A 22,478-nucleotide genomic window follows, 5' to 3' on the forward strand; every position below is an offset into this window, starting at 1 on the left:
CAGGTTTCCACCTCTGCCCGCCTTTCAATTCTCCGAATGATACTCCACCACCCGGTCGAAACGTGGAACCACGAGAGCCTCCACCACCTTATCTCCGAATTGTTTCCTTTCAATCTGAATTGTCCGGTCCACCTCTTCCCCGAAAGCCTCCTTTATCCTTTGATGAAGAAACAACTCATACTTGTCCAGATTGCAACACAGGTAATCCAAATCCGCCTGAATCCCCACGGGTATCCCTTTATCGCTCATCCCGATATACACGACCCCTCCCTGATCGTTCAGGAAACGGCATATATCCTGCATAATTGAATCCAGTTGGGCCTCCACGTCCACGTGCTTCGCACCTACCGGGTAGACCAACGAATTCTTAAACGTCCTCTTTCCTCCCATACTCCCGGACATGGCATCTTCTTCACCTTCCCCCTTCAAGGATAACAATTCCAACAACTCATCCTCCCCCCAACGAGATTCTTCGAGAAGATTCCCCTGTACATTCTTAGCCAATATCGCTTCAGCCACTTTAGCCACATACTCATTTTCCGAATGAGAAAAACGTTCCAATTCATCGGCAAAAGAAGGATCGCCATACGATGCCAGCATCTTCACTACCGCCCACAACGATTTCAACGCGGGATAAGCCCGGAAATCCCTCTCCAAAGCCCCTAGATCCAAATCACCCAGACGCCCTTCCACGAACTCGTATTTCACAATCAAATGATTGATCAAGCAATCATAATACCCTTTCAAACGGGAATCTCCCAGCACATGAGCCAACAAACGAATATAATAAAGCAAATTCAAATTCTCCAAACAAACTTCCCGCGTCAAATAAAGCTGCAACAACCGGGTCAACTCCTTCACGTACTTACCCGAAATCCCGATAGAACGCTCGATCTTACCCGTGCTAAACGTTCCCTGTCCATCCCTATTCCTATCCTTACACGCCTCTATATAACTGTAAACCAGATTGGCGACCGCCTCATGCCGGTCAAATCGTTCCTTCGTGGCCTCCAAAACCTTTCCTCTAATCCTCCCTACCTGGGGAACATCGGTAATCTCCAAAAGATAGTATCCCCCTTTCTCCTCGCTCACCCCTTCAGCAAGAGGAGTCGATACCAAAAAACCGCTTTCCGACAACCAAATCAAGAAACCGTTTTTTTCACTCAACAGCAAAGCGTTACACTGATCCCCTTCCCGCAAGTGCTCCACGGCCACTTGATTCAATTCCTCCCAAATCGAAAACTGTAGGCGATCATCTTCCGACTCGACCACGGTTGCCGCCATAACATCCCCGGGATGGAAAATATCTTTCAAACTATCCAACCTTGCCCGAGTCACCCGACTGACATGCAAAACCCCCTGTCCGCCATACCGCGGGTCCACAACCGTAACGAAAACCAGCGTGGGCTTAAGATCGTGCACCGACTTCACCCGTATATTCACGACAGCCCCCACGGGCGGTTGTTTCTTCTGAATCACGCTCTTTCTCAGCTCATCTGAAAAATCAGCAAAAACACCTCGCCAGGCCAAGGTTGTCCCGACCAACCCTTCCTCAAAACTCAACTTTTTCTTACTGTACCCAAGCTTCAACGCGACACCGTCAATCTCCATCAACGTATCAAACTTCAAAGAAACCGGTGCGGCAAGCGTAATCGCCTTTGTCTCCACCAGTAATTGCCCATGCCCTTCGAACAAACGTCCCTGACAATTCCGAATCACATCAACGCTTTTTTGCCCTATCGATTCCAACAGAACAGGCACGGAGAACTTCAACAACTCCTCCCACGTGAACACCGCGTTCTTTTGATTAAACAACAACGAATTAAATGCGTTCTTCCGAGCTAACTCCTCCTTCTTATCCGATAACAAATACAGGTATCTGAAAAACATGGAACGCAAACTTGCCAATTCCTCCTGCACCGGATCTCCCAACAAAACCCGGGCCCCGAGAAGCCAAACTGCCTCTTGCAACTGTTCCCGGGTATGCCCGTCAAAATACAAGGCATCATCCTGCTCTCTCACGAGAGCCACCCGTTCATTGAAACAATCCAACACCCTGGGATTCGGCTTGTTCAACGTGTTATACACCAGCAAAACAAGTCCCCGCGCCGGCAACAAATGCAACCTCGGACTAAATCGCACGATCGTCAGTAACGTTATCCACACGAGAGACTTCTTGTACAAGTATCCCGACACCATCAACTTTTCCAACTTCGAGGTAACATACACTCCTTCCTCCCCCGCGTCAATCAACCGAACGGCCTCCCTACCGGCAATAGCCTCATCCAAGTAGCGTTCAACCTGCATACGCGCATCGTTCAACTTAACCCCCTCAAAACATTTTAAACAGTCAGACCCTTCAAGCAACCATTCCAAAATACGAATAAAAATATCATTCAAAAGACCGTAATCCTCCAAAATCATATCTCCATTACCCAGCTCCGCCCGAACAACACTCAACAAAGAAAATATCCACTCCGGTCCCTGTTTTCCAACAACCGTGAAATCATAATCGCAAATATACTCTTCAAGAACACCCACCTCTTCTTGTGTAAGAGGAAGTTCCTTGAACAAGCGTTCAGGAGATAAAAAATCCATTATTCTTATTTTTATTATTGCAAAAATATTCAAACACGCACTTCCTTGTGAAAATGCCCTACCTCATGACAAAAAATCGACGTATCCTCGTTCCCCTCTGATTATTACCATGCAAAGTAACAACTTTTTTCTGAAAGTCGACACCTTTATACTTTACAATTTTAACCAAATATTACTACATTTGCTTTCATCGGTACAAACAAATACCTTATAAATACTTACTTTTACGGCGCAAAAACAAATATATGTCACATAATATCACGATATACACAGACGGAGCCGCTAGCGGTAACCCCGGACCGGGAGGTTACGGGGTCGTACTCATGGCCGGCTCCCATCGCAAAGAACTGTCGGAAGGCTTTCGCCGGACCACCAACAACCGCATGGAACTGCTCGCCGTCATCATCGGCCTTGCTGCCCTACGTTTTGAAGGAAGCAACGTAACCATCTACTCCGACTCGAAATACGTGGTCGATGCCGTCGAAAAAGGCTGGGTCTTCGGCTGGGAAAAGACCGGGTTCAAAAAGAAAAAGAACCCCGATCTCTGGCGACAATTCCTAGCCCTTTATCGCAAGCATCACGTGAAATTCATCTGGGTAAAAGGACACGCCAGCATCCCGGAAAACGAACGTTGCGACCAACTCGCCGTGGCCGCCTACAAAGCCCCAAACCTGCAGATTGATGAATATTATGAAGCAGAACAAAATTCTGACAAACAACTTTTCAGTGAATAGACAAAAAAAATTGACAATTATTAATCAATAAGATGCTAAAATAACTATTTTCGCGCTACAATCTAAAACTAGGAAAAGTAACATCGTTCATCACAAAAACTTATAGAGATGAAAAAAATATTAATCGTTGGTGCAGGGGGACAAATCGGTTCCGAACTGGTACCCCACTTGAGATCCATTTATGGAAACAACAATGTAGTGGCAGCTGATATCAGTGCCGAAAAATGTAAAGTATTGGCAGAAGCAGGTCCATTCGAAGAATTGAACGCTCTTGACGGGGAAAGTTTCAGTGCCATCGTGAAAAAATACAACATCGACACCATCTTCAACCTGGTTGCCTTGTTGTCTGCCACGGGAGAAAAGAACCCGAAACTAGCTTGGGACATCAATATCGGTGCGCTAACCAATTCTTTATACATCGCGAAAGACAACAACTGCGCCGTGTTTACCCCGAGTTCCATCGGTGCTTTCGGTAAAGACACCCCGAAAGACAAAACTCCGCAAGACACCCTACAACGTTCCAACACGACCATGTACGGCGTATGCAAAGTAACGGGAGAACTTTTAAGCGACTACTACTTCAACCGTTTCGGCGTTGACACCCGTAGCGTGCGTTTCCCGGGCTTGATATCATACGTGACCCTTCCCGGTGGAGGAACCACGGACTATGCCGTAGAAATCTACTACGACGCCATCCGCAAAGGCTCATTCACCTGCAACGTGAAAGCAGGAACTTACATGGACATGATGTACATGCCGGATGCCTTGAATGCGGTTGTTCAGTTGATGGAAGCCGATCCTAGCAAATTAAAACACCGGAACAGTTTCAACATCGCATCCATGAGTTTCGAGCCGGAACAAATTGCTGCCGAAATTCGCAAACACCTCCCCGACTTCAAGATGGACTACCAGATTGATCCGGTAAAACAAGCCATCGCCGACAGCTGGCCAAACAGCATGGACGACACTTGCGCCCGCGAAGAATGGGGCTGGGCTCCGAAATATGACCTTACCAGCATGACAAACGATATGTTGATCAAGGTAAAAGAAAAATTCGACAAAGGATTGATCAAATAACAATATCTAACAAAGAGCCGCTTTTTAAAAGTGGCTCTTTTTCGATACATCCACAACGGTTCCTTTCCATTGCTTTTCCAATTTCACCTTCAGAAGCCGGATACCCGGAACACCTCGATCCCTCCTCTCCTCAAGAAAGACAGCCCGCCTGTATACGATTTACAGAAATTCATACCCGAATTACGGAACATGAAAACACATCAACTATTTTTCCGATAAAATATCTTATCTTTGTGAATAGTTAATAACGAACAACATGGAAGAGGTACTGAAAATAAACAGCATAGACGACTATAACAAGCTCTTCGGATTGGAAACCCGCCACCCGTTAGTCAGCGTTGTCGATTTATCACAAGCCACCCGATGGCCCACAAAAGCAGTCTTTAATTACGGCATCTACGTCCTTTTCCTGAAAGACGTCAAATGTGGAGACATCCGCTATGGGCGACAACTTTACGACTATCAAGAGGGCACCATCGTCAGTTTCAGCCCGGGACAGATCGCCGGGGTTAACATGCCTTCCGGAGTTCGCCCCGCGGCCCACGGGCTACTGTTCCATCCCGACCTTATCCGGGGCACGGCTCTCGGGCAAGAGATGCGCAACTACACGTTCTTTTCCTACGAGTCCAACGAAGCCCTACACCTCTCCGAAGAGGAACGCCAAACCATCATGGATTGCTTGGGCAAAATACAAGCAGAACTGGAGCACTCCATCGATAAACACAGTCGACGCCTAATCACGGCAAACATCGGGGTGTTATTGGATTATTGCCTCCGCTTCTACGACCGGCAATTTGTTACCCGTAACCAGCAAAACAACGATATCATCGCCCGGTTCGAACGCTTGCTGGATGAATATTTCGATGGTCCGCTACCACAACAAGAAGGCTTACCATCGGTCAAATACTTCGCGGACAAAGTCTTTCTTTCCCCGAATTATTTCGGTGATATGATCCGCAAGCAAACCGGAAAGACCGCCTCGGAATACATTCAAACCAAGGTCATCGAACGAGCCAAGGATAATTTACTCTCCTCGGACAAGACGATGAGCGAAATCGCTTACAACCTGGGATTCCAATATCCCCAGCATTTAAGCCGGATGTTCAAACGGGTGGCCGGATGCACGCCCAACGAGTTCCGAGCCCAGAATTGATTTTTTAAAGATAATTACAAGGTGCTTCGGGGGAATATTAAAACTCCATATTCCAACTCCCTCCCCCCTTCGGGGTACTCCCTCTATAAACAGAGGGAGAGTTAAAATACACCCAATCTTCGGGAAGAAGCTCCAGCTTCTCCTCTGTTAATAGAGAGGAGAGAACTGCTTGGTAACCAGCCCTCCCCCTGTGCAAGGGGGAGTCGGAGGGGGGTAGTAACCTCCCTCCTAAAGGGACTTTTCCTCCTTATCACCTCTTTCTCCCCACGATAAACCGTTTAAATCCCTTGTTCCATAATCATTACATCAATCCTAACGGAGCACATCGTGATCACTTCCGAATAAAAAATTATAACTAAGCAATTAAAATGCTATTAGAACGCTATTCCGTATAGCGTTTTAATAGCGTTCTAATAGCGCTTTAATAGCGCTTTACATGGTAGTGATCCGCTATTGATATTGAAGTATACCACATCCCGTTATAAAAAACGTTATGAATAACTATTTAACTGTCAAGCTATTCGCAATGCCAACAATAATCGCTCGAAAAAAAATCAAAATACGTTCCCCCAAAAAGCATTTAAATCGTCTATACATCTCCTCGGAAAGAAAAATAGAAATTTTGAAACTTTATATATAAAAATACGAAAATAAAACTGTACATTAGTAACTTCATTTAAGAGGGACAAGCGTGCTTTCGGCGCCCACACCCGATATTTTACGATTTAGATTATGCCAAAGAAAGAGAAAAAAAGCAAGAGAGACATCGGTAAAAAAGAATTACACCGATTATTATACGATATATTTTCCGGTAACCCCGATCAAAATTTCAATTACAAGCAACTAGCCCAACGATTAGGCATCAAGAATATGAATGCCAAACAATTGATCATGACGGTTCTCAACGAGATGAAAAATGACAACATGCTCACGGAGGAATCAACCGGGGTATTCAAATTCAAGGTAAACACCATTTACGTTACCGGAACCATCGACTTGACGGCAAAAGGCACCGCCTACCTGATCTCGGACGATTGCAAGGAGGATGTTTTCATTCCCCAAGTGGGTCTGAATCACGCCTTAAATGGAGACAAGGTAAAAGTGCTGCTCTATGCCCGGAGTTCCAAAAGACGCCCCGAGGGGGAAGTGGTGGAAATCCTGGAACGCAAGAAAGAAACATTCGTGGGCATCATACAATGCTCCAAACAATATGCCTTTCTCGTTCCCACGGGCAAGCAATTACCTTACGATATTTTTATTCCCCTGGCTGATTTGAACGGGGCCAAGGACGGGGAAAAAGCTATTGTCAAGATCACCGAGTGGCCGGAGAACCAAAAGAACCCGGTGGGGAAAGTACTGGAAGTTCTCGGAACACCGGGAGATAACGACACGGAAATGAACGCCATCATGGCGGAATACGAGTTGCCCGTGCAATTCCCCGCGAGCGTGGAAAGAGCTGCCAAAAAGATAAAAGATGTCATCCCGGCAGAGGAGATCAAGAAGCGGAGAGATTTCCGGGAAATCACGACATTCACGATCGACCCGAAGGATGCCAAGGACTTCGATGATGCCCTTTCGCTCCAAAAATTAAAAAACGGGAATTACGAGGTCGGCGTGCATATCGCGGATGTCAGTTTCTACGTGACCCCGGATTCGGTGCTGGACAAGGAAGCCTACACCCGTGCCACATCCGTGTATCTCGTGGATCGCACGATCCCGATGTTACCGGAACACTTGTCCAACGGGTTGTGTTCGCTACGCCCCAACGAGGAAAAACTTTGTTTCTCGGCCGTTTTCGAGTTGAATGACAAGGCGGAGGTTATCAATCAATGGTTCGGACGGACGATTATCAAGTCAAACCGCCGATTCACTTACGAGGAAGCACAAGCCATGATCGAGGGGGGCGAGGGCGACTACAAAGAAGAGATATTAACCCTTAATGATCTGGCCCAGAAGTTACGGGCTGTCCGTTTCCAGAACGGCGCCATCGCTTTCGACCGGATCGAGGTTCGCTTTGATATTGACGAGAAGGGAAAACCCACGGGCGTGTACTTCAAACGTTCGAAAGAGGCCAACAAGTTGATCGAGGAGTTCATGCTTCTCGCCAACAAGAAGGTGGCGGAAAGAATCGGGAAGGTCAAGGAAGGACAGAAAGCCAAAACGTTCGTGTATCGTATTCACGAGCAACCGAACACCGAAAAGCTGGAAGATTTTAACCGCTTTATTGCCAAATTCGGCTACCGTTTACGCACGAGTACTCCCCGGCAAATATCCTCTTCCATGAATAAATTGATGGAAGACGTGCAGGACCGCCCGGAACAAAATATGATCGAAACACTGGCCATCCGTACCATGGCAAAGGCCGCCTACTCGACGGTGAACGTGGGACACTACGGGTTGGCTTTCGACTACTATTCACACTTCACGTCGCCGATCCGTCGGTACCCGGACGTGATGACCCACCGCTTGTTGCAACGTTATCTCGACGGTGGACGCTCTGCCAATGCCGAGAAGTATGAAGAGATGTGCAAGCATTGCTCCGACATGGAACAAGTCGCCTCTAACGCGGAAAGGGCCTCCATCAAGTACAAGCAAGTCGAGTTCATGAGCGACAAACTCGGAGAGAATTTCATGGGAACGATTTCCGGCGTGACGCAATGGGGCTTTTACGTGGAACTGAATGACACGAAATGCGAAGGCCTCGTTGCCATCAATGAGCTGGAAGGAGATTATTACGAGTTCGACGAGGAGAATTACTGCATCGTGGGCCGCCACCACCGGAAAGTGTACCAACTCGGTGATCAGGTGCTCGTGAAAGTGGTAAAGGCCAATCTGGTTGCCCGTCAGCTTGATTTCGCTCTCGTGGAAAGCACGAGTACCACAACTGCCGCCCCGGCAAAGGTGGTCCCTCCCAAAGCCTCCGGCCATCGCCAACGCCCGGAACGCAAGCTCCGACGGGGAAGACGGGGAAACGCTCCAACGAGACGGAAAGAGAAGAAGAGGAAGAGTCATTGAAGATGAAGAGTATTTTAACTCTCCCCCCGTGCAAGGGGAGAGTTGGTGGGGATAGTGATGTCTCGTCAACAAGACTTTTTCGGCACCCTCATTTTACCTTCACCCATTTAACGGCATCGGCTACTACCAGTTGACTATACGTACTCCGAAATTTTTCATCCGTAATAGGAGCTATACCCCGGTCATCCAACACGACACGCGATTCTCCTGCAGGTAGGGAAAATGTGCCTAATGATACCCAAGCTTCTTCTGCCGATAAGGAATACTCGTAGACGAGTCGATTATCGTCTTCCGGGACCTCCAAGACGATTTCTTTCCCGCCCTCGGGCGTATAGACGGTATAGTAATTTTTCATCCCAGGATAATCTGTTGTTCCCGTATCTTCCCCATACGTGATAATATGAGGCCGATGGATAAATATCTCATACTTTCCCGCTTCCGGAAGGTTTGCCACCCATTCCGCCTTGCACTTCCCCGTTCCGTTTTTTTTTATGAAACCGCTACGAATATGCCCGCCACAAAATTCCTGAGATAAAGTAAGATTCCACGCGTTAGCCTTAATCTTGTGCAAAGTAACGTATTTTTCACCATTCTCTTTTTTGATTAAATCGGCCAATCGTTTCCGATTGTTTGAGGAGTCAATCACGTGAAAGTTTTCATCCTCGTTGTCAACTACAATTTCTCCCGGGGGATAGAATTGATTTCTTTCGAGCAAGGTAACACTTTCGGCCGGCACGGCACCAGAGCATGGAAAGTTTCTGTTATCGAATGAAATATCCCGTGGGAAGCATCCGGAGAAATTCGTGGTCAATTGCAGGCGCTTGCCTATGTCTTCATGCATGACAATTCGTTTACACTCCCCGGGTTTGATCAGGTAACTTCGACAATAATTTATCATTTGGCCACCGATTTGATACTCACCGGTCGTAATGGAAACAACGCCTTCCGTATCGCTAAAGTTTCCTACTTTAAAATCAATGATTTGCATCTCGTCTGTTGTTTTTCGAGATATATCTTTTATCGTTAACAAGGGTATCCGTTTACTCGTGTACCACTCGTCCAGGTAGGCTTTAATGTCCTGCCCGAAACGCTGTTCAAATCCCTCGATAAAGGAATCGAAATGGACATCCCGGAAACGCGTACCCGCGTTAAATTCCTGCATAAAGCGGGTTAAAGAATCCCACGTGGTAATCGTTGTGAGATAGCCCAATAAAGATGAAACTTTTAAGGTAACGAGCGTGCCTTGTTCCCCGCTATACTCTCCCGAGATCACTCCTTCCAATCCTTTTTCCGCGATATGATCTAACATTTGCGGGGTTATTTTATCCCGAATACTTCGAGAGTTTATCATTTCTTTGAATATCAACTCTATGCCTTGATAGGTGTCGGACGTGATGCTACTACTGTAATTCGAGAAAAGATGATTTACACCCATCATGCTCAAATCGAAGGGAATTTTGTTATCCAACAGAAAATCTTGCACGCTCACTCCCCTGTCAGGTTCACCGGTATAAAAACCGGGATGAGGTGTCTCCACTTTACACAGCCGTTCACTAAAGAACACGATCTCCGGTTGAACATTATTACTGAACGATCTTGTGACGAGCAAGGATAAGGACGAGGGGGCTTCTATCAACTTTAGGTATTTGAAAGGATAGGGGTTAGGTTTGCCACCTTCGACGACATCTTTACTCCGTTTCACGATTTCCAGCAACTTCTTTTCCCGATCCGGATTATCTTTTCTCAGGTCATCCCATTCATCGAAATACTTCAGGTAGAAATCATTCCCCGGGTAGGTATAAAACTCGATGGTAACAGAATCGACGGTAACCGCTCTTTTCTCGTACATTCCCATGCAAAGGCTTAAGCCCGTCAAGTTTTGCAAATTATTGAATGTAATGTTATCTCCTTCCCTCGTGGGGGTTCCTTGAGATAAAACAGTCATTTCCCCCGGGTTTTTAACATGAAGGGTATAATCCGTGAAATTAATTTCTTTAGCGGCCTGCAACTCCACAGGTGGGACTGTCATCGGATACCACATCACTTCCGGTACAAGCAGCGTAAAGCCGCTCGACACGAAAGCCTTGCGCCTGCCATAGTTTTCTTTTTGTGCATAGGGAGCAATGGGAGAAAAAAACTCGTTATCGGGGATGTTTACCTGATAGATATCCTCGTCAATGCCTCCCTCGTATTCAATCTCCAATTCAATATCTCCACCGGGAGCCAAAGGATGATCGATGAGAATCACTTGGTAATCCCTGCTAAAAGGAAGGTTTTGTCCATTGGATTCAATTTTACCGATTTCCAATCCCGGGTTCAAAAAGAGCAAAAGCTTATCCATTTTTACCTTTTTCTGGTTCCGGATACTCATCCGGCTGGTTGCCGAAATTTTTCTCCCCCGGGACGATACGTGACGTCGTGGGTAAGCACGCGTGAGGTGGGATATTCATTGTACTTCAGGAACGTTTCACGGTACGCCATTCTATTTTCCTGACGAGTTTGAAATTTTCCGACGTAAACGCCCCCGAGCACCAAGGATAGAGCCAGAAACAGGGAAGCAGGGACAATCAGATAGTGTTTTCGATCGGAGGTGTTGGATTTTCTCTTTACAAACAAAACAGAGAAACAAAGGAAACTGATTCCCAAGAACAAGAAAACCGTCCGCTGGAGCAAGTAATCCTCAAGATTCACGAATCCGATCAAGGTGGAAAAAGAACTTGGAAGTAAGCTACCCCGAAAATTCAATATTCCATAAAGGGGCGTTACACCATAATTACAAGCGAAATAAAGAAAAGCAGTCAAGATTACCCAACAGACAAAAGGCTGTTTGAACAATTTGTTCACAAGCAAAGATAGCCCGGTGATAAAAACAAGCGCGGGCAGCATAAGCGTGAGCAGATAAAAAAGGTTCACCCCAATGTTCATCGGTGAATCAGGAATGATCATACCGATAACCACACAGGCAATCATAAAAACCATATCTACAATCAAAAACGGGATAAGAATGCCCAGAAGCTCCCCGAGCACAGATTGCCTGTTGCCGATAGGTCGTGCGGAAAGGACGTCACGGGTTTCAGCTTTTCTTCGCTTCCTTTCAAGATCACAAATAATAAAAATAACGATTAACGATTGAAATAGATTCAAAAAGTAAATTCCACGTATAGGAATGGAAGAAGCAAACGCAACATTCTCCCAAAAAATCCAATCTCGTGTCCAAGGAACGAGAACACTCAAAATGCCTAATACGCCGAAAATGAAGAAATAGAATAGCCAATTTCTTCTTACCAGCTTACTCTCGTAAGAGATAGCTGCCTTTAAAGCCGTTGTTTCCATGATAAAGTTTATTTTAGTACAAAACAAAGGTAGGAATAAAATTAGCAATATCGGCAGCAATAATAAAAATACAGAGAACTACCCCTCCAGCTCTCCCTTACACAGGGGGAGAGATTAGCAATCAGTCAAGATTTCACGCAGTTGTTCCAAGGTTGGTTTTTTCGCTACAATGTTTCCTTGAGGATCGATTAAATAAACGGTCGGAAGGGAGTCAAATTTATAAGACTTACGCAATTCACTAGCCTTGAAACCCTTTGGATCAATCAATTGGGTCCAAGTTATTTTATCCGCTTCAACAGCCTTGATCCATAGAGCCCGATCGTCATCCAAAGAAACAGAAATTATTTCCAGGCCTGCCGCTTTTAATTCCGGATAGTACTTAAATAATTCCCGGTTATTTTGCCGGCAACTCACACACCAAGAAGCCCAAAAATCCACTAAAACATATTTACCGCGGAAAGAGGATAAGCGAACGAGTTTTCCCTTCATATCGGGCAATTCAAAATCCGGAGCCATGCCTGTCAGCTGTTTTGCCTTCAATTTAGCATAAGCTGTCGTTAAACGATTCTTCATCGGGGTTTCTGCCATTTGCCCGTTCAATATCTCCATCACTTTGGTAAAACCGGCATAATCAACTTCCCAATGATAAAGTTTCTCATCCGCGAGAAAGTCGCCGATCTGAGTCCCTGCAAATTGACGAATCCCGGAAAGTAGATACTCTTGATTTTCGTCAAATATTTTGCCCATTCGATCTGAAAACCGGACTTTTTCTTCCATATCGGTAATTGTTTCATACCCCCTACATTCCATATTATATGCCGTTTCCCGTTGATCTTGTTCCTTACGAAATTTTGTAAATCGATTTTGCAAAGATTCTTCCAGGGAAGAAACCAAATAATAATTTTCTCCGCTCTTTTCCAACGTGTAATTCTGACTTTCAGCATACCATGGAATAGAGATATAATCTTTATACAAGTCGAGTACCAACATCGTGCCCTCGGGCAAACTTCCCGTCCAGGAAAAACTTCCATCGTCCTTCATCGGAATGGTAAACAGGACACTGTCCCGATGACTATTCGGCATCTTTACCTCTATAAATTTACTTTTAATCCCTTGTCCGAATTTCCCGTTTAAACGGGCTTGCGGCCCGGATTGACAACCGCAGACCGCAATAACCAAGAATAAAAACAAATACTTCATTCTACTTTATTTTATATATTTCGTGATGGCTTCCCGAATTCCATCTCCCCACAATTCTTTCTCCAAGATAATGCCTTCCGGAGAGATCAGAATAATAAAAGGTATCCCGTTGTAATTATACAATTTCCCAGTTATTCCTTCGGGATCATGCAATTGCAAATAAGGTAAGTTCTCTTCCTCCAAGGCCTTTTCCCAGTCCTTTGTTTTTTTGTCGACAGAAACCCCGATTACCTGAAGTCCTTTGTTCTTAAATTCTTCATTCGCTTTTTTCACGAGAGGCAATGCCTTACGACAAGGTCCGCACCAGGAAGCCCAGAAATCCATAAGCACGTATTTTCCCCGGAAAGAAGATAGTTTTACCATTTTCCCAGACGTATCCTTCAATTCAAAGTCGGGAGCAACGGCACCAACAGCACAATTCTTTATTAAGTCTATCCGTTGTTGCATTTTCTCTAGCCCGTAGCAATGCCGGATAGAAGCATCAAATTGATTCAACAAGGCTTCCTGTTGTGCCACGTCATGATATGCCGCATACGAGCTGATAATCACGGCCAATGCCTTGTTTTTAGGATCAGTAGGAATGGAAGCAAAAAGTTGTTGCATTTGTAGATCCTGTAAAGAATCCACTTTGGCACTGCATTTTTTCAATATAGCTAGATTTTCATCCGTCATGGACACCACGTTATATTCATGAAAAGCCTTATTATAGATAGGGATAGCCTCATTCAATTCCTTTGTAACCGGCAAATTTGCAAACACGGCCTCATAAGCCAGCGACAAGGGTGATCCTTTAATGCTCTCTTTGTTGATTCCTTTTTCATTTATAAATCCCGTCACTTCCACCTGATCCGAATCTACAAAAAGCATCATGGTCGGTATTTTCATAGAAGGTCCAAGCGGGGCAATCGAAGGGAAATGTATAAAAAAAGGTTGACCGTAATCCGTGTCCACGGTAAGTTCCAAGGTAAATTTATCATTCACGCCCTTCGTTCGCGCCATTTCTTTATTATCGAAAGTATAAAGAACTACTTCGTTGTTTCCCAAGCCTTTTATATTCCCGGTAACTTTTACCGGTTTTTCGACAGCACAAGCCGCCAACACTATAAAAAACAGTGCAAAAAATACATACAATGATTTCATACAATATGATTTTAATTATTTATTCGCCTATCTTGGATTCTGTTCTATACCATTATTCAATATCCGTACTTTTGCCGCGATCGGGAACATGTACCTGTTCGAATTGGGTGCAAGAGTGTACGTCGTTTCTTTGAATTGACGAGTAAGTGTTCGGGTATATATCCCTTCTTTAGCCAGACGTTTCATGTCAAAGAATCGTACTCCACTATATACCAATTCCCGTTGCCGTTCCTCCAACACCACGCCCAATAATTTATCGCCATTTACTTCCGGTAGATCCGTGTATTTATCTGTAGCGATACGCTTTTTACGTAATTCATTCAACACGTTCAAGGCTTTCGGGTCTTTCTTTCGGGCCAAGCATTCAGCCTTAATCAACATCATTTCCGGAACTCCTATATTATAATCGAGTTCTTGCAAGAACAAAGGATAAGGTTCATCTATTGGCTTCCCGGATCTATCGAGCACGGTAAAATTAAATTTATAACGCAAATCGGCATCCGTATCAAAAAGATCGAGTAGTTCGGGTGACATACAACAAGAAGAAAGGATTGATTGGAAGCTAGTAGAACGATACATAATCATTTCAGGCGATTCCCTTGGAATAGGACGATTATTGATTCCCCCGGAAGGTTTTCCTTCATTCTTAAAACTGAATGTGTTGTAATCAACTAACTTATTGTTCAATTTCAACGCTTCTTCCGCATTCTCCAATGCTGCATCATAATTTCCGAAAAACAAGTTCACCCGAGCCGCCAAACCAAATGCTGCCATACGAGGAAGATGATAAACCGAAATACTCTCTTCAGGCAAATCCATAGCCACGTTCTTCAAATCTTCCAATATTTGTGTAACCACTTTATCGGAAGTAGCCCGCTTCACTTTGGCTTCCAAATCAGGTTCCAATACCAATGGAACACTCAAGTCCGCTGCAGCCGTTTCCGGAGCATAAGCCGGAGCATAACAAGAATGTAAATACCAATAGTAAAAAGCACGATTCACCCGGGCCTCCGCCATTACTCGTGCTCGATCAGCATCTGATCCCTCCTTTGCTTTGGGAGTTTCCTGTAATACCAGATTGCACGTGTAAATAATCTCGTAGGCACTGTTCCATGTCGCATCGTCCTCTTCCGGAAGATAAAATTCTTCCTGCCACGTGTAGGCTTTTCCCTGTTCTGACATCATTTTCCCTGTTAAGCGTTCCTCCGTCATATAAAGATTATCACCACACATTTCTGCAAGAGGGTTGATTGATGACGGATTACGGGAATCCCCGATCATCTCGTCAAAATCCTGCACTTTTTCAGGGAGCAACTTTCCCTTGGGAGTCACATCCAAAAAAGAGTCACATCCACATAACAAAATAATCGCTAAAGCTATATTACATATTCTTTTCATAACATTTCAATTTTCCGGTTAGAACTCTACTCTTAAACCTAACGTGAAAGAAGGAGCCTCGCTCAATCCCAACGTTCCATGAATCGGATCAACTACTTCCGGATCAAACCCTTCTTTATTTTTCGTCCACATCCACACGGTATTTGCTTGTGCTGTTAGGCTTACACGAGAAAATGGCGTTTTCTTGATTAATTGAGAAGGTAATTCGTAATTCAATGTGATCTCCCGCAAACGAATGAAATCTCCCTTGCGAACACTATTGGACGAGTACGAGGCTAGATGTTGTCTCATTCCATCATAGGATTCCCATGTCAATGTTGCCGGAATATCCGTCTTATTCTCATCTCCCGGCTTTTGCCAACGTTTGGCAACAAATGCACTCAAATCGGCAGTCCCTTCCAGAGGGTTCATCGTAGGGTAGGCAATACGGAAGACATGCCCAAAGTTATAGACAAAAGCAAATGACAAGAGGATGTTCTTATATTTAAAGTCTGTTGAAAGACTTCCACTATATTTCGGTCGATAGGTTCCATTGCATTCAATAGATTCTGCTACAGGAGTACGAGTTTTATTTCCCTCCGCATCATAGGTCTGAGGATTACCATTTTCATCCAATCCAGCCCAACGATAACTCCACAATGCTTCCCGCGGATAACCTTTAACAAATTCGGTAACAGCATGGGTGCGGTTATAAGCCGGATTTCCATCCGAAATATTATTATTCGTAATCTTATTTTTATTATACCCAAAAACAAAGTTCACAAACCACGAGAAATCTTTCAGACGCAGGGCTTCGGCATTTAACTGCATTTCAACTCCCCGGTTACGCATATCGGCAGCATTAATATACCCTCCGCTAAACCCAAGTGTCGGATCGATTTGAACATTTCCCAACAAGTCGTAACTACGTTTGTCGTAATATTCCAACACGATTGACAAACGATTAAACAATTCTGTCTCGACTCCGATATTTAACGTTTTTGTCCGTTCCCATCTCAATTTGGGGTTCGGAGCATTTGACACACGTGATAGATAAGCACCGATCGCACTATTGAAACTTCTCCTAACGGTCAACAAAGGAGTAGATGACCCGCTCCGGTCGAAATTACCCGTTAATCCGTAAGAAATTCGAGGGGCTAAACGGTTGATAACATTAGAATGGAAAAAATCTTCTTCGTGTACATTCCAACTTAAACCCACTGACCACAAGGGGTTACGACGATATTTCTTCGCTGCCCCGAATAAATTGGACTCATCAATACGGAACGTTCCGCTCAACGTGTAACGACTATCATACGTATACACGGCAGAGCCATAGTAAGATACTTCTCGGTTATCCCGATATGAAAATTTGTCATAATAACTGGCATCATAAGTATGCTTATACATGTCCCAAGCGTCAATCCCCGTTTTAGCTAACTCTTGCTCGTCAAATAATTGGTAAGACAACAATTCATCATCATAACCCAATTTACGATAAGAATTAGATTTGGAGGTATGCTTGCGTAATTCGAAACCGGCGACAACATTCACGTAATGTTCTCCTTCTTTACCAAAATTCCGATTTAATATACCCCCAATTTTTAAAGCATGTGCAGTCAAGTCCTCATTCTTCATGTCCAAAATATCGCCCATAGGTAAATGATTCACGAGTTTACCATTTTCCACATTTGTCATATAATTCAATTGCTCCCGAACAGCATATGTTTCTTCATCCTGCAAATTTTTGGTCTCACTATGCGTCCGTTCATACTGGTAATCGGCAGAAAGTTTCAACCCATCCAATATGGTTATGTCAAGCCCCATTTTCGCCCGTAATCCGAACTTATTGGTCTTATTATTAGCCAAATCAATTTCATCCAACACGTTGAATCCATAATCTTTATAGCCTTCTTCTACTAACTCCTGATTTTTTTGGATATTAAAGTTCGCGTAATCTTTTACCCGGTTTCCCTCTTCGTCAACTAACATTTGGTAAGGCAAAATCGTATTAATAACACTTTTTACATCGTATCCATGATTTTCTTTCCCATAAACTGCATTCAAGTCCGCCCGTACGGAGATTCTAGGTGTAACCACATAGGTGTTTTTAGATAAAATATTTATAGAATTCTTACTACTTCCATCCTTGTATACAGAATTTTCACCCGTGTAACTTCCGGACAAGAAGTATGAAAACTTCTCACTTCCTCCGCTCAAGGAAAGGTTATGATTATGGCGTATTGCTGTACGTAACAATTTATCCTCGATCTGTTTCTTATTGGACATTCCACCCAGAATTTCCAACTTTTCTTCTAACTGATCGCGAGTAATGTTGTTCTTCTCATATTCGAAAATCCAACCCAAAGAAGGGGAATAACCATTAGCGCTATTCTCATAGATTCCTCCGAATATCAATTCTTTATCAAACATTTCAAGATCATAATCCACCAACGTTTTCGAGTCTGCTCGATTCAAATCATCAAAATCAGGTTTACACATTAGATTGACATTACCGGAATAAGATAACTTACTGTGACCGACAGTTCCTTTTTTCATCTCTATTACAATCACGCCATTGGCGGCACGAGTACCCCATATTGCTGCCGCCGCCGCATCTTTCAACACGGTAATTCGTTCTACAAGGTCCATGTTTTCCGGTAGTTCATCCACTTCAAAACCATCCACGATATATAACGGTTTAGTTCCCACTTTTTCAGAAATAGTACTTCCACCTCGTATACGAACGTCATTATTATAAATCGTCAAACCAGGGACTTTACCTTCCAATAAACGATTCAAGCCTGCACTTCCTCGCAATTCTATCGCTTGGGGTGAAATCGTAGAGAAAGATCCTGTAGTATTAACTTTCTTTAAAGTCTGATAACCGGTACATACCACATCCCCCAGTTCTTGCGCATCCATTTGCATAACCACGTTGTAGGACAAACGATTGGGAACAAGTTTCACCTCTTGCATTTTCATCCCGACCATCGTAAATTGTAAAACAACACCTTCTAGTTTAACAATTTCCAGTTGGAAATTACCATCCGCATCGGTAGCCACTCCCACCGTGGTTCCTTTGATGATTACGGACACTCCCGGTAGGGGTAAACCCGCCTCATCGACAACATTTCCTTTGATCGTGTGTTTCTTTTCCTGAGTCACACGGGAAACCACGATATGGTCTGCCAAGATTTCATAAGCAAAAGGTTTTCCTCGAAAAATCACATCCAAGATTTCACTTACGGTTTTACCCATGAAATTCTGCTTATTTGCTTGGAAACCCTGCACATCCTCGTGATTAAACACGAACTTTAAATTTGTTTTCTGCTGGATCAAATCGAATAATTGAACAAAGGTCACTTGTTCAAATTTCAGATTGATTCGTTCCTGCTGGGACCAGACTTTCGCACTTAGTCCCGAACACGTTAACAGAACGACCAGACACGCCAACTTCATTTTAATCATGATCCGGTTCAATTTTTGAATTGTTTTTTTCATAACTTTGTTGCTGTGATTAAACATGATTCCCCGCCAAGGGAATTTAAATTACCTCCGGGATATGCGCCAACATATTCCGGTCTTTTTTATTGTATTGATTTTTTCTGCACGATTAATGTTTTCCCATCCAGTTTCATCTTGATTTTTTTCGTTTTCTCTAACACCTCGATGACTTCTGCAATAGAAGCGTTACGACGGAACCACGCTGTAAAGTGATAATTCTTCACTTCCGTATCCTGATAGTACACGTCGAAATCATACCAACGTGCCAATTCGTTGATAATGTCCTCCAAACGAACTTCTTTAAAACTAAATGTACCATCTCGCCAACCGATTACATCCACTACATTTACTTCCTTCATGACCAATTGCCCATCAACGAGTAAGGCCTGTTGTCCGGGATGCATTTTCAGGACTTCCTTTCCTCGCTCCAGTTGTACGCTTCCCTCAACCAAAGTCGTAGCCACCCTTTCTCCGGAATAATTACGCACATTAAATTGTGTTCCTGTTACCCGGATATCATAATCGCTTATTTTCACGACAAAAGGCTTTTCCACGTTCTTTGCTACTTCAAAATAAGCTTCTCCCCGTAGTTCAACCTGACGTTTATCCCCAGAAAAAGCAACCGGGAAACGGATGTAACTGTCCGAATTCAACCAAACCGTTGTACCATCAGCCAAGACAAGCCTATATTCTCCTCCTCGCGGGATCGTGATCGTATTATAAGCTTCATTAACAGGCATCTTATTTTCAACCTGTTTATACACTAACTCGTTATCTGTTAAGGTTGAAATCTCCGCACCTTGTTCACTTATAGCGGAAACACCTCCAACAAGTTCTACTTGTTTACCGGTAGATAATGTCAACACGGCAAGCTTTCCTCCCGGTTTAACAGTCGGCTCGACATAAACCGTTTGCACCTTTTCCTGTTCTCGGGTAAGCAAAAGAAGACCCACGCCTAAAGGCAATAACAAGATGGCCGCGTACTTCAACACTTGACGTACTCGAGAGATTTTCCGAACTGGACGAACTTTATTCCAAGCTTTTTTACGATCCACTTTATCTTTCACGGAATAGGCCATCACTCCCGAACGAAATTTCGACAACTCTCGAAAATACCTTTGATGAGAAGGAGTTTTAAACCACTCTTCAAAACATACTTTTTCATCTTCCGACAATATCTCGGAAGCAAGTTGTTTCATGATTATTTCTTCTAATTTCTTTTCCATTTTTCCCGTATTATATTCTAAAGACAGGAAAAGAAATAAATCGAGTGGTTCAAAAAATAAAAAATAAAGAATTATTTTTCACACATACTTTTCACGATAGTAGAAAGCACAAAAAAGTATGGGAGATGAAATATCTTTACGCATTTCCTCCCGCAGAAAAGCGTATGCCTTCTTTATATGGTCTTTCACCGTATTCAACGAGATTTTTAAAGAACTTGCAATCTCTGCATAAGATTTCGATTCCAAAATACTCATTTCTAATACTTTTCTGCGTTTTTCAGGTAATTTGTTCAATAGATTCCCAACTTCTTCAATGAAAGTCTCCGGTTCTTCCTCGTCATCCGAGATTTCTTGTAGCAAGCAATACTGACGGTACTTATCCATAACTTGCTGATGTTCGAGAAGGTTTAAACACTTATTCCGGATACTAAAAAGTAAATACCCTTGAATATTTTGAATTTCCCTCAACTCTTCACGTTTTTCCCATAAGCGCATGAAAACCTCCTGAACAATATCTTCTGCCGCATTCAAATCATTCGTGTAATACACGGCACGCTGCACCATCCCGACATACGAGTGATCAAACAGGGATTTAAATACTTTCTCATCCCCACGTATTAAACGCTCTATATCAACTGAAATAAATGGTGTCATAAAATAACATCTATGATTAAAAATAAAAAGAGCCCCACATGTTCACTCGATCAAATATACGTTACACAGAACATTCTTTTTATGGCACAAATATAAAAATCAATGACCAGATTATCAACTTTCCAACATTTCAACATAGGAAAGAATTTTATCATCTTGCATAATTTTAAGAAACCTATTGCACACTCTATTCGTTTAATATATAAATCAAACAGAATAGAAATGAAAGCATTATTTATTACAACATTATTGATCGCAGGAATGCTGACAACATATACCCAAGCTTGTACCCGTGTAGTATATCTCGGTAAGAACGGGATGGTTGTGACAGGTCGAACCATGGACTGGAAAGAAGACTTAAAATCAAATATTTACGTGTTTCCCAGAGGAATTGAAAGAGCGGGGGCGGACAAGGGGAACACGATTCATTGGAAATCCAAATACGGAAGTGTCATCACGGCCGGATATGACATTGGCACTTCCGATGGTATGAATGAAAAGGGATTGGTGGCCAACCTTTTATATCTGGCGGAATCCGATTATTACCGTCCCAATGATACCCGTCCGGTCATGGGAATCAGTATCTGGACCCAGTACGTACTCGACAATTTTGCAACCGTGGACGAGGCTGTAAAAGAGTTAAGCAAAGAGACATTCCGGATAGATGCACCGGATATGCCGAATGGGGCGAAATCAACCTTGCATTTGGCCATTTCTGACGCCTCAGGGAATAGTGCCATATTTGAATACATCAAGGGGAAACTCATCATACATGAGGGAAAAGAATATCAGGTTATGACAAACTCCCCTTCTTACGAACAACAAATCACGTTAAATAATTACTGGAAACAAATCGGGGGATTAGTGATGCTACCGGGGACGAATCGGGCTGTAGACCGTTTTGTCAGGGCATCATTTTACATCAATGTTATCCCACAAACTGACAATCAACGAGAGGCTGTAGCCGGAGTTTTTAGCGTTATACGGAATGTATCGGTTCCTCTCGGGATCTCCGTTCCAGCACAACCTAATATTTCCTCCACCCGATGGAGAACTGTAGCAGACCAAAAGAACAAGGTGTACTTCTTCGAATCCACGATGACCCCCAATATATTCTGGATTAACATGAAAGACCTGGATTTTTCCGCAGGGGCACCTATCAAGAAATTAAACCTTGCAAACGGAGAAACTTACGCCGGGAATGCAGCCAAAAATATGGTAGACAGCCCGTCATTCAAATTCCTATTTGAAGTACTATAACAAAAATCATCTGATTGGATAAAGGGATTGTCTAACAAATCTTATTCCTATCAACAAGCTACCCCCTCCAACTCCCCCTTACACAGGGGGAGGACTGATTACCAAACGGTTTCCCCTCCTGTGCAAGGAGGAGTTAGGGGAGGTTGTCATTAAAAGACGGACTTGTTAGATAGTCCCGTCATTTTTATATTACAACTACAGACC

The 22,478-nt window shown here is 43.6% G+C and carries 14 protein-coding genes; 5 read left to right on the forward strand and 9 right to left on the reverse strand.

Annotated elements, in window-relative coordinates; all coding sequences use genetic code 11:
* Nucleotides 1-24: 24 nt before the first annotated feature.
* On the reverse strand, nucleotides 25-2,598 hold the full coding sequence (locus D8S85_RS12380; RefSeq protein WP_106480934.1) for an RNA-binding domain-containing protein: 2,574 nt from the start codon (nucleotides 2,596-2,598) through the stop codon (nucleotides 25-27).
* Between the two features lie 245 nt (nucleotides 2,599-2,843).
* Here D8S85_RS12380 and rnhA point away from each other — a divergent pair, with 245 nt between their 5' ends.
* The 4 genes from rnhA (at nucleotide 2,844) to rnr (ending at nucleotide 8,577) form a co-directional block, all read left to right on the forward strand.
* On the forward strand, nucleotides 2,844-3,332 hold the full coding sequence (gene rnhA / locus D8S85_RS12385) for a ribonuclease HI (protein WP_106480935.1): 489 nt from the start codon (nucleotides 2,844-2,846) through the stop codon (nucleotides 3,330-3,332).
* A gap of 108 nt (nucleotides 3,333-3,440) precedes the next feature.
* On the forward strand, nucleotides 3,441-4,409 hold the full coding sequence (locus D8S85_RS12390; protein WP_106480936.1) for an NAD-dependent epimerase/dehydratase family protein: 969 nt from the start codon (nucleotides 3,441-3,443) through the stop codon (nucleotides 4,407-4,409).
* Between the two features lie 256 nt (nucleotides 4,410-4,665).
* Nucleotides 4,666-5,562 (forward strand): helix-turn-helix domain-containing protein, encoded by an 897-nt coding sequence (locus D8S85_RS12395; RefSeq protein WP_106480937.1) that lies wholly within the window; start codon nucleotides 4,666-4,668, stop codon nucleotides 5,560-5,562.
* 732 nt (nucleotides 5,563-6,294) lie between these two features.
* Nucleotides 6,295-8,577, forward strand: a complete 2,283-nt coding sequence (gene rnr, locus D8S85_RS12400) for a ribonuclease R (RefSeq protein WP_106480938.1) — start codon at nucleotides 6,295-6,297, stop codon at nucleotides 8,575-8,577.
* A gap of 88 nt (nucleotides 8,578-8,665) precedes the next feature.
* Here the strand turns inward: rnr and D8S85_RS12405 are convergent, their stop codons facing one another.
* The 8 genes from D8S85_RS12405 to D8S85_RS12435 all read right to left on the reverse strand — a co-directional run bounded on the left by D8S85_RS12405 (nucleotide 8,666) and on the right by D8S85_RS12435 (nucleotide 21,014).
* Complete coding sequence (locus D8S85_RS12405; RefSeq protein WP_228423215.1) at nucleotides 8,666-10,918, reverse strand: hypothetical protein; 2,253 nt, start codon at nucleotides 10,916-10,918, stop codon at nucleotides 8,666-8,668.
* Between the two features lie 26 nt (nucleotides 10,919-10,944).
* Nucleotides 10,945-11,910 (reverse strand): hypothetical protein, encoded by a 966-nt coding sequence (locus D8S85_RS21900; protein WP_240648649.1) that lies wholly within the window; start codon nucleotides 11,908-11,910, stop codon nucleotides 10,945-10,947.
* Nucleotides 11,911-12,024: 114 nt separating this feature from the next.
* Entirely contained in the window at nucleotides 12,025-13,110 is a 1,086-nt protein-coding gene (locus tag D8S85_RS12410) for a peroxiredoxin family protein (RefSeq protein ID WP_106480939.1), read from the reverse strand.
* Nucleotides 13,111-13,116: 6 nt separating this feature from the next.
* Nucleotides 13,117-14,250, reverse strand: a complete 1,134-nt coding sequence (locus D8S85_RS12415; RefSeq protein ID WP_106480940.1) for a TlpA disulfide reductase family protein — start codon at nucleotides 14,248-14,250, stop codon at nucleotides 13,117-13,119.
* 27 nt (nucleotides 14,251-14,277) lie between these two features.
* Nucleotides 14,278-15,648: a RagB/SusD family nutrient uptake outer membrane protein gene (locus tag D8S85_RS12420; RefSeq protein ID WP_106480941.1), complete on the reverse strand. Its 1,371-nt coding sequence runs from the start codon at nucleotides 15,646-15,648 to the stop codon at nucleotides 14,278-14,280.
* 18 nt (nucleotides 15,649-15,666) lie between these two features.
* Nucleotides 15,667-19,131, reverse strand: a complete 3,465-nt coding sequence (locus D8S85_RS12425; protein WP_158641570.1) for a SusC/RagA family TonB-linked outer membrane protein — start codon at nucleotides 19,129-19,131, stop codon at nucleotides 15,667-15,669.
* A gap of 86 nt (nucleotides 19,132-19,217) precedes the next feature.
* Nucleotides 19,218-20,360: a FecR family protein gene (locus tag D8S85_RS12430; protein WP_106480943.1), complete on the reverse strand. Its 1,143-nt coding sequence runs from the start codon at nucleotides 20,358-20,360 to the stop codon at nucleotides 19,218-19,220.
* A 78-nt stretch (nucleotides 20,361-20,438) separates the two neighbouring features.
* Nucleotides 20,439-21,014, reverse strand: coding sequence for an RNA polymerase sigma-70 factor (locus D8S85_RS12435; RefSeq protein WP_106480944.1), 576 nt, complete (start codon nucleotides 21,012-21,014; stop codon nucleotides 20,439-20,441).
* Nucleotides 21,015-21,236: 222 nt separating this feature from the next.
* On the opposite strand from D8S85_RS12435, the gene D8S85_RS12440 reads away from it, so the two are divergent.
* Nucleotides 21,237-22,274: a linear amide C-N hydrolase gene (locus D8S85_RS12440; protein WP_106625087.1), complete on the forward strand. Its 1,038-nt coding sequence runs from the start codon at nucleotides 21,237-21,239 to the stop codon at nucleotides 22,272-22,274.
* Nucleotides 22,275-22,478: the final 204 nt, after the last annotated feature.

The sequence above is a fragment of the Butyricimonas faecalis genome (genome assembly GCF_003991565.1).
Classification (GTDB): domain Bacteria; phylum Bacteroidota; class Bacteroidia; order Bacteroidales; family Marinifilaceae; genus Butyricimonas; species Butyricimonas faecalis.

What these genes read in the sequence shown, in the direction of transcription:
- D8S85_RS12380 (WP_106480934.1), bottom strand. Translation starts at nt 2,598, where the DNA reads ATGGATTTTTTATCTCCTGAACGCTTGTTCAAGGAACTTCCTCTTACA.
- rnhA (WP_106480935.1), top strand. Translation starts at nt 2,844, where the DNA reads ATGTCACATAATATCACGATATACACAGACGGAGCCGCTAGCGGTAAC.
- D8S85_RS12390 (WP_106480936.1), top strand. Translation starts at nt 3,441, where the DNA reads ATGAAAAAAATATTAATCGTTGGTGCAGGGGGACAAATCGGTTCCGAA.
- D8S85_RS12395 (WP_106480937.1), top strand. Translation starts at nt 4,666, where the DNA reads ATGGAAGAGGTACTGAAAATAAACAGCATAGACGACTATAACAAGCTC.
- rnr (WP_106480938.1), top strand. Translation starts at nt 6,295, where the DNA reads ATGCCAAAGAAAGAGAAAAAAAGCAAGAGAGACATCGGTAAAAAAGAA.
- D8S85_RS12405 (WP_228423215.1), bottom strand. Translation starts at nt 10,918, where the DNA reads ATGGATAAGCTTTTGCTCTTTTTGAACCCGGGATTGGAAATCGGTAAA.
- D8S85_RS21900 (WP_240648649.1), bottom strand. Translation starts at nt 11,910, where the DNA reads ATGGAAACAACGGCTTTAAAGGCAGCTATCTCTTACGAGAGTAAGCTG.
- D8S85_RS12410 (WP_106480939.1), bottom strand. Translation starts at nt 13,110, where the DNA reads ATGAAGTATTTGTTTTTATTCTTGGTTATTGCGGTCTGCGGTTGTCAA.
- D8S85_RS12415 (WP_106480940.1), bottom strand. Translation starts at nt 14,250, where the DNA reads ATGAAATCATTGTATGTATTTTTTGCACTGTTTTTTATAGTGTTGGCG.
- D8S85_RS12420 (WP_106480941.1), bottom strand. Translation starts at nt 15,648, where the DNA reads ATGAAAAGAATATGTAATATAGCTTTAGCGATTATTTTGTTATGTGGA.
- D8S85_RS12425 (WP_158641570.1), bottom strand. Translation starts at nt 19,131, where the DNA reads ATGAAAAAAACAATTCAAAAATTGAACCGGATCATGATTAAAATGAAG.
- D8S85_RS12430 (WP_106480943.1), bottom strand. Translation starts at nt 20,360, where the DNA reads ATGGAAAAGAAATTAGAAGAAATAATCATGAAACAACTTGCTTCCGAG.
- D8S85_RS12435 (WP_106480944.1), bottom strand. Translation starts at nt 21,014, where the DNA reads ATGACACCATTTATTTCAGTTGATATAGAGCGTTTAATACGTGGGGAT.
- D8S85_RS12440 (WP_106625087.1), top strand. Translation starts at nt 21,237, where the DNA reads ATGAAAGCATTATTTATTACAACATTATTGATCGCAGGAATGCTGACA.